The sequence below is a fragment of the Anabaena sp. AL93 genome (assembly GCF_001672085.1).
Classification (GTDB): domain Bacteria; phylum Cyanobacteriota; class Cyanobacteriia; order Cyanobacteriales; family Nostocaceae; genus Dolichospermum; species Dolichospermum heterosporum.
In genome coordinates this window covers 1-8,051 of the sequence record NZ_LJOU01000158.1, presented here as the reverse complement: position 1 = coordinate 8,051, position 8,051 = coordinate 1, and the positions used below count along the sequence as shown (strand labels likewise).

The window sequence follows — 8,051 nt, the reverse complement described above, 5'->3', positions numbered from 1 at the left end:
GGAGTAGGGGGAGTAGGAGGAGTAGGGGGAGTTGGGGAGAAATTTCTTCCTTCTTTCTCCTGAACTCCTGATAGCGCAGCGTGGCGTTAGCCATACTCCTGAACTCCTGAATGGGCGCAGGCCCTGCGCCCCTACTTCCTGACTTCTACAAATATCCGTTTTCTGCTAGGAATGCGGTTGTAATTTCCTCTTGTTGATGGTGATTATTTCCAGGGGTTAGGAATTTTTCTACGTATTTACCCAGGATGTCTCCTTCTAAATTTACCCAACTCCCTGCTACTAAATGACTGAGATTGGTTTCGCTGTAGGTCAGGGGAATGACGGCGACTGTAAATTGAGATGATTCTGATTTGTATGCAGCGATGGTGAGGCTGATACCATTGATAGCAATGCTACCTTTAGGAACTATATAACGAGCGATCGCTTCTGGGGCAATAAAGGTCATTTCCCAAGAACTAGCTGTTTGTTCAGATGTGATTAACTGACCAATTCCATCTACATGACCCATGACAAAATGACCGCCGACTTTACCACCTACCCGCAGGGACGTTTCTAAGTTGACGGATCTTTGTTGCGTTTCTTCTTTACCCAATGTAGTGCGGCGGAGGGTTTCCGGCGAAGCGGTGGCAATAAACCCATCTTTTAAGATTTCTTCAACTGTTAGACACACGCCATCTACCGCCACACTATCACCATAGGCTAAGTCCTGAATGATCATCTTTGACTGATTTAGATAACTAATCTGCCACAAATCTCCCATTACGGGTTTTATCGTTCCCAAACCTTGAATTAATCCTGTAAACACAGCTTTTCCAAAACTAATTTTATTTATTCCCTAATTTTGGCGGAAATTAACTAATAATTCTGGGAAAAAATGTAAAGCTTTCCCATTTTAATTTCTTTCCCAATTCCGGTAAATGAATATTAACATATTAACATCAATCCCCAGGCATACTTGAATCGGAGGATTAAAGAAGGATAAAATATGAAGGATAAATAAATTAGTTGTTAAGATGGTGTGAAATTAGTTTATTTATACCTAATTGTTAGTACACCACAGCAACAGTCAAATAACCATTAAAAATTCCTAAAAAGCTTGTTTAGGCTGCTTTTTTTAATTTTTAATTCTTAATTTTTAATTTGATGAAGAGTGTATTATCTGTTACAAATTTCCAGGCGATTAAGGAACTTTAGAGGCTGAACCAATGATAGAAATGAAAGTCGCTGGTATAGCATTAGATGCAATCACCCGCAGCCCAATTGTACTTTTGAAGGATGGTTCAGATCGTCGCGCTTTGCCTATTTATATAGGTCAAGAACAGGCCAGAGCAATTATGGGGGCAATGGAAAATCAAAAGCCGCCTCGACCTTTAACCCACGATTTGATTGTGAATATGCTGGAAACATGGAATATGACTTTGGATAAAGTTATTATTCATACCTTGCAAAAAGATACTTTTTATGCGGCGTTGATTCTTCAGCAAGGCGATGTCAAAAAAGAAATTGATGCTCGTCCGAGTGATGCGATCGCTATTGCACTCCGTACAAATACTCCCATTTGGGTGATGGAAGAAGTAGTGGCTGATGCGTCTATTCCTGTAGATCGTGATGCTGATGAAGCTGAACAGGAAGCATTCCGCGAATTTATTTCTAATCTCCGTCCTGAAGATCTAATCAAGCGGTTTGGAAATGGTGACTAGTAGTCTGTCAACCCGAAAATGACGGGTGAAGGCAAGCAGGGGGAGAAGAGAGGCAGGGGGGGCAGGGGAGGGAAGAACAGAAGTTTTTTCCGATCATTACCCGTCAAAATAAATTTGACGAACTACTAGACTAAGGTTAGGAGTCAGGAGGAATCTTGACTCAACTTGATTCAGAATTTTGTTGGGTTTCCTTGGGTCAACCCAACCTACATTTTTTTAACAACATGGAGTTAAATATCATACAAACACAAATTATAAAATATTCCCTCAGATAGATTTTTTAATCATAATTGTTTTCTATCATGATTTGGGTTTTTGTGCTGATGGTGAAATTAAAAATTTCTCCAACAGGAAGTAATCGAAGTAATATTAAAAACATAAAATAACATTGCGGTCAACTTATTGAAAATTTATGGTAGTGGTGATGGGGATTCTGTGGGCGAGTTATCGACAGTGGTTAATGCGGGTAAGAACTAATTATGGTTATGGTGGTGTGATAGCTGTGTGTTTGTTATTGCCAGCACTAATTGTCCTTTTTGTGGTGGGTTGGTTAATACTTAATGGTGAATTAGCGAAGTTATATAATTATGCTTTTGCTATTTCCCTTCTTGAGTTTGTTGTAATTATAGTTTTTATTATTTTAATTTGGCAAAGTGCGATAGTAATTGAGCGCCTCAGTTGTAAAAATCGTCGTGCTGAAGAGGCATTGAAAATTAAGGATGAGAATCTGCAAACTTTTGTCAATGCTAACATTATTGGTATTGTTTCTGGTGATATTTATGGTGGCATCCACCAGGCAAACGACGAATTTTTGAGAATTACTGGTTATACAAGGGAAGATTTACTCGCTGGTAATTTAGATTGGCGACATCTGACAGCACCGGAATTTTTATATTTAAATGAACAAGCGATCGCTGAATCTCATTCTAGTGCAGATGGTGGTTGTACACCATATCAAAAGGAATATATTCGCAAAGATGGTAGTCGTATTCCTGTGTTAGTTGGTTTTGCCCTCAAGGGGGAAAAACGGGAGAGGTCAACAGCTTTTATCCTGGATTTAAGTGAACGGGAAGCCGCACTCAAGGAACTTCAGAAAAGTAAGAAAAAAATTCTCAACCTTAACCAAAAATTACGGCGACGAGTCAATGAGTTACAAACTTTGTTCGATATGATTCCGATTGGTATTGGCATAGCGAAAAATCGAGAATGCCAAACTATTACAATGAATCCAGCTTTTGCCAAGTCACTGAGGATGCAGTCTGGTGAAAATGCGTCCTTGACTGGACCTATAGCAGAAAGACCGACAAAATTTAAACTTTTCCATGAGGGTAAAGAACTGACTGCAAAAGAACTACCCATGCAATATTGTGCGGCTCATGGTGTGGAAATTTCAGATTTTGAGGTTGATGTTGTCCATGATGATGGCACAATTGTGAATTTGCTGGAATATGTCGCTCCGTTATTTGATGAAGATGGGAAACCGAGAGGATGTATCGGGGCATTTTTGGATATTACGGAGCGGAAACAAGCAGAAAAAGATCGCACTAATTTGATCACTTCTTTACAAACACAAACTGAGCAGTTACAGAAAGCTAACCAGATGAAGGATGAGTTTCTGGCGGTTTTGTCCCATGAATTGCGATCGCCTCTCAATGCTATAGTCGGTTGGTCTCATTTGCTCAGAACTCGTAAATTTACAGAAGATCAGGTAGCCCAAGGACTAGAAACCATTGAACGCAATGCGAAAATCCAAAATCAGTTAATTGATGATTTGTTGGATATATCCCGCATCATTAGAGGTAAGTTAAAGTTTAATCCTCGAAATTGCAATTTAGTTCCTATTATTAATTCAGCTATAGAAACTGTCTCCCTTGCAGCCCAAGCAAAGGAAATTAATTTGCACTTTGATCCCCATGATGGAGAATTGCCAGATTCAACCTCTGCTGTGATGGTATCCGGTGATAGCGATCGCTTGCAACAGGTAATCTGGAATTTGTTAACCAATGCCATCAAGTTCACACCTCAAGGCGGTAACGTCGAAATTAGGCTGAATAAAGTGGCTATTAGCACCGCAAATTTGTCAAATGATCATGATCAACCCAGAAAATATGCTCAAATTCAAGTAATTGACAATGGAATTGGCATTACTGCTGATTTTCTGCCCCATGTCTTTGATCGTTTTCGTCAAGCTGATAGTTCCAGCACTAGATCCTATAGTGGACTGGGATTAGGATTATCACTTGTGCGCCATTTAACAGAAATGCATGGTGGTACTGTTCATGTAGAAAGTTTAGGGGAAAACAAAGGATCAACATTTACAATCAAACTGCCACTGATGGAAGAAAGTTACAGTACACAGGCGCAAAAGTATCGGCAAAAAGCAGCAAAATCCGACTCGATTTTTTTAGCTTCTCCCACATCTTTACCCATACTAAACGGCGTAAAAGTATTAGTTATAGATGACGAAGTTGATAGCCGTGAATTTATTGCTACAGTTCTACAAGAATGCCAAGCGGAAGTTACAGCAGTATCATCAGCCCAAGAAGCTTTGGAAATGCTTACCCTGTGGACACCGGATGTTTTGATTAGTGATATTGGGATGCCAGGGGAAAACGGTTATTCATTAATTCGTAAAGTGCGATCTTTATCCCCTGAAAAGGGCAGAGATATTCCCGCAGCCGCATTGACAGCTTATGCTAGGGTAGAGGACAGGATGCAAGCCATACAAGCAGGATTTCAATTACATTTGCCCAAACCCATTGAACCAGTAGAATTAGCTACAGTTGTCGCCAGTCTGGTTAGACGCAATCTTCTGCATCCTGATTCATAGCAATAAACCAGAAACTTTATGTTTAACTGAACCAGATTGAGATATAATTCATTGTCAACCAATAAAATATTTTTAACTCCCGACTTCCATTATATCATTGCCATAGTTTCAAATTAAAATGAGATTCAATTTTTATCCATTTGGTTTTCGGGAAATACTTAAAAAGTTATTTCTGCCTTTGTTTTTAATTTCCTTACTCATAGTTTTATGGGGAAACACCTTCACACCTGTAACAGCCCAAACATCACGTCAAGAAATTCGTGGTGTATGGATGACAAATAATGATCTTGATATTCTTAAAGATAGGACTAAAGTTCAGGAAGCAGTCACACAACTGCAACAACTCAATTTTAACACTATCTATCCCGTAGTTTGGAACTCTGGTTATGTCATGTATCCTAGTCAAGTCGCCAAACGTCTAGAAATCCAACCATTTGTATTTCAAGGCTTAGATGGACATGATATTCTTGCCGATTTAATTGATAAGGCCCATCGGCAAAATTTACTAGTAATTCCTTGGTTTGAATTTGGGTTTATGACTCCTCCCAGTTCAGAATTAGCCATGAATAAACCAGAATGGTTAACACGCAAAAAAGATGGGACTCAAACATCTATTAGTGCCGGCGGAGAGGTTTCATGGTTAAATCCATTCCATCCCCAAGTTCAACAGTTTATTAGTGATCTTCTAGTAGAACTTACTCAAAAATATAATATTGATGGTATTCAGTTTGATGATCATACAAGTTTACCTTCGGAATTTGGCTACGATAAATATACAGTTGCCTTATATCAACAAGAAACCAAAAAAACGCCACCAAGTGATCCTCAAAACCCAGAATGGGTAAATTGGCGGGCAAATAAAATTACAGAATTTATGGTGAGACTGAATCAAACAGTTAAACAGATCAAACCGAAAATGATTTTCTCCGTCTCACCTAATTACTATAATCATGCCTATAAATTTCAACTCCAAGATTGGTTGAACTGGGTACGATTAGACATAGTAGATGAGTTAATTGTGCAAGTTTATAAGGAAAATTTAGATCATTTTATTGGCAAGCTTTCCCGTCCAGAAATGGAAGAAGTAAAACAAAAAATTCCTGCGGGAATCGGTGTTATGGCAGGGTTAAGAACTAAATCCGTATCAATGCAACAGATTCAATCTCAAGTCCGTGCCGCCCAACAACGGGGACTGGGTGTAGCTTTTTTCTATTATGAAAGTCTTTGGAATACTGCACCAGAAGCATTAAAAGAACGGTTAGCTGGATTTAAAAGTTTATTTCCATATCCTGCATCCCGAACTGCTGTAGAATCAAGAGGATGGGAAATAAAAGTAGAATCAACGCCAGAGGAAACAAAAGTAGAGTCAATACCAGGAGAAACAAACCTCACTGTTACTGACCAAATACCATTTTAAGCAATACACGAATGGGCAATTAATCATTTACGTAGGGGTAGCGCCCCGTGCCTACCCCCATATTTAGGGCAAAAGATTGAATTTTTGATTAAAAATTAGTGTTAAATTGAGATTTAGGAATTAGTTTGCAAATAATCAATTGCGGCTAATAATTTATTAGGATAACCTTCAGCAAATTTTTCAAACCATATTCCTTCTGATGACAATGGATCTAATTGATCTAACCATTGTTCAGCAGATTTTTGTAAAGCTGCTTTTTGTTTAACTTGAAGTTTTTCTTGACGAATTTTCTCCTGTGTTAATTCTTCTTGTTTTTGCAGTGCGATCGCCGCATCTTTTGCCAAAATATCAGCTTGTACATCTGCTAATAAGTTGTTGACAAATACATCTGATTTAGGATCAGGTGAATGAACAAATTGAATAGGAGATAATCTATTTTGTGGTTTTGTCGGGTTGGATTGGATATATTCAGTTTTATTTTCCGCCAAATCAGCTTGGACTTCTGATAACAAATTATCTATGAATATATCTGATTTTATGGTCGGTGAAATCAATTTAACTGGGGTTAAATTATTTTGTGGTGGTGTTGTTTTTGGTTCTGTATATTCAGTTTTGAGTTCAGCTAATAGCTTGTCAATGGAATCCATATTTATAATTCCTAAAAGAGATAAGATCCCCAACTTCTTTTTTTATCTTATCAACAAATTATGAATTGATGTCAAAAGTGGGGGATCTACTTTTGTAATTTTTAATTCACGACGGTGCTAGTCATTAATGGCATTGAGCAAAACTTCTGATAAACTCATATCTTCCATATCATCCATTGTAACGGTGTCGCAAATATCAAACTTAGCACCTGCACTTTGTAGTTCATCATCCAATATTTTCAAAAAGCGGGTAGCTTGAGCATCATTACCGACTTGGATAAAAGAAATAGCTAATTCTTCATCTCTATCCAAACGTCGAGAAACTTCAATAATTACCTTCATGACGGCTTTACGATCATCTGGTTCACCGTCAGTAACTACTAAAATTGTTTCTCCATTGGGTTTAGTTGTACCGGAGGCTTTGCGTTGCAGATAATCATCGGTAGCGTGTTTCAAAACCCCAGCTAAATCTGTTGTTCCAGAAGGATCATTTTCTGTGAAAATTTGTGTTACTTTGGCAGATGTGACATTTTCATAACGTTTGAATTTTCCAGAAAACAAATAAATAGTAATGCCATCTGGATCAAATTGTTCACATTTACTGGCTAAGGCCAAAGTAGATTCTTGTGCTGTTGCCCATCTAGTTCTCCCACCTTTTTGATCTGGGGTAGCCATGCTACCGCTTTTATCAATAATTAAGGTGTAATCACGGTTTTCTAGCATGACTAAACTCTCCAGATTTGAGGAATTTTTGTTAATTAATCAGTGATGGCGTTCATTAAAACGTCAGCCAAACTCATGTCTTCTAAATCATCTAAAGTTACGGTATCACAAATATCGAATTTAGCACCAACACTTTGTAATTGATCATCTAAGGCTTTAAGAAATTTGGTAGCTTGAGGATCTGCACCGACTTGAATCATGGAAATTGCTAATTCTTCATCTTTTTCCATTTGTCGAGTCGCACTGATGATAATTTCAAATACAGCTTTGCGATCATCTGGTTCACCGTCGGTAATGACTAAAATGGTTTCTCCATTAGGTTTGGTAGTACCAGCAGCTTTGCGTTGAAAGTAGCTATTCAAGGCATCTTGAAGTACACTTCCTAAGTTAGTTGTCCCTGCTGGATCATTTTCTTGAAATATTTGGGCTACTTTGGCAGCAGTCACGTTCTCATAACGTTTAAATCTGCCGGAAAAAACGTAAACTGTAATGCCGTCTGGATCAAATTCTTCGCACTTTCTGGCTAAAGCAATGGTAGATTCTTGGGCTATCTGCCATCTAGTTCTCCCGCCCACTTGGTCGGGTGTGGACATACTACCACTTTTGTCAATAATTAAGGTATAGTCACGATCGCTCATCATAATCTTCCTATTGTGATTTTTCTACAGCACTTCCCCATGTTATGAGGTACAAGAACCCCACCCCCAACCCCCTCCCCGCAAGCGATGAGGGGG

At 38.5% G+C, this 8,051-nt stretch carries 7 protein-coding genes; 3 read left to right on the top strand and 4 right to left on the bottom strand.

The features are described from left to right. Positions 1-145: 145 nt before the first annotated feature. A complete protein-coding gene (locus AN486_RS25485) occupies positions 146-805 on the bottom strand; it encodes a riboflavin synthase (RefSeq protein WP_168636002.1) in 660 nt (219 codons plus the stop codon). Between the two features lie 400 nt (positions 806-1,205). Here AN486_RS25485 and AN486_RS25480 point away from each other — a divergent pair, with 400 nt between their 5' ends. The 3 genes from AN486_RS25480 (at position 1,206) to AN486_RS25470 (ending at position 5,947) form a co-directional block, all read left to right on the top strand. After that, positions 1,206-1,700, top strand: coding sequence for a bifunctional nuclease family protein (locus AN486_RS25480; protein ID WP_053540609.1), 495 nt, complete (start codon positions 1,206-1,208; stop codon positions 1,698-1,700). A gap of 412 nt (positions 1,701-2,112) precedes the next feature. Next, positions 2,113-4,530, top strand: a complete 2,418-nt coding sequence (locus tag AN486_RS25475) for an ATP-binding protein (protein WP_290602944.1) — start codon at positions 2,113-2,115, stop codon at positions 4,528-4,530. A 118-nt stretch (positions 4,531-4,648) separates the two neighbouring features. Continuing rightward, complete coding sequence (locus AN486_RS25470; RefSeq protein WP_168636000.1) at positions 4,649-5,947, top strand: glycoside hydrolase family 10 protein; 1,299 nt, start codon at positions 4,649-4,651, stop codon at positions 5,945-5,947. Positions 5,948-6,060: 113 nt separating this feature from the next. Here AN486_RS25470 and AN486_RS25465 read toward each other — a convergent pair whose 3' ends face one another. The 3 genes from AN486_RS25465 to AN486_RS25455 all read right to left on the bottom strand — a co-directional run bounded on the left by AN486_RS25465 (position 6,061) and on the right by AN486_RS25455 (position 7,958). Then, positions 6,061-6,594 carry a hypothetical protein gene (locus tag AN486_RS25465; protein WP_233455469.1) on the bottom strand — a complete coding sequence of 178 codons (534 nt, stop codon included), beginning with the start codon at positions 6,592-6,594 and terminating at the stop codon, positions 6,061-6,063. Positions 6,595-6,711: 117 nt separating this feature from the next. Beyond that, positions 6,712-7,317 (bottom strand): VWA domain-containing protein, encoded by a 606-nt coding sequence (locus AN486_RS25460; protein WP_168635999.1) that lies wholly within the window; start codon positions 7,315-7,317, stop codon positions 6,712-6,714. A 35-nt stretch (positions 7,318-7,352) separates the two neighbouring features. After that, entirely contained in the window at positions 7,353-7,958 is a 606-nt protein-coding gene (locus AN486_RS25455) for a VWA domain-containing protein (RefSeq protein ID WP_053540605.1), read from the bottom strand. Positions 7,959-8,051: the final 93 nt, after the last annotated feature.

Bases quoted from the DNA above. Each gene is read 5' to 3' on its own strand.
- AN486_RS25460 (WP_168635999.1), bottom strand. From the start codon at position 7,317: ATGCTAGAAAACCGTGATTACACCTTAATTATTGATAAAAGCGGTAGC.
- AN486_RS25455 (WP_053540605.1), bottom strand. From the start codon at position 7,958: ATGATGAGCGATCGTGACTATACCTTAATTATTGACAAAAGTGGTAGT.
- AN486_RS25480 (WP_053540609.1), top strand. From the start codon at position 1,206: ATGATAGAAATGAAAGTCGCTGGTATAGCATTAGATGCAATCACCCGC.
- AN486_RS25475 (WP_290602944.1), top strand. From the start codon at position 2,113: ATGGTAGTGGTGATGGGGATTCTGTGGGCGAGTTATCGACAGTGGTTA.
- AN486_RS25470 (WP_168636000.1), top strand. From the start codon at position 4,649: ATGAGATTCAATTTTTATCCATTTGGTTTTCGGGAAATACTTAAAAAG.
- AN486_RS25465 (WP_233455469.1), bottom strand. From the start codon at position 6,594: ATGGATTCCATTGACAAGCTATTAGCTGAACTCAAAACTGAATATACA.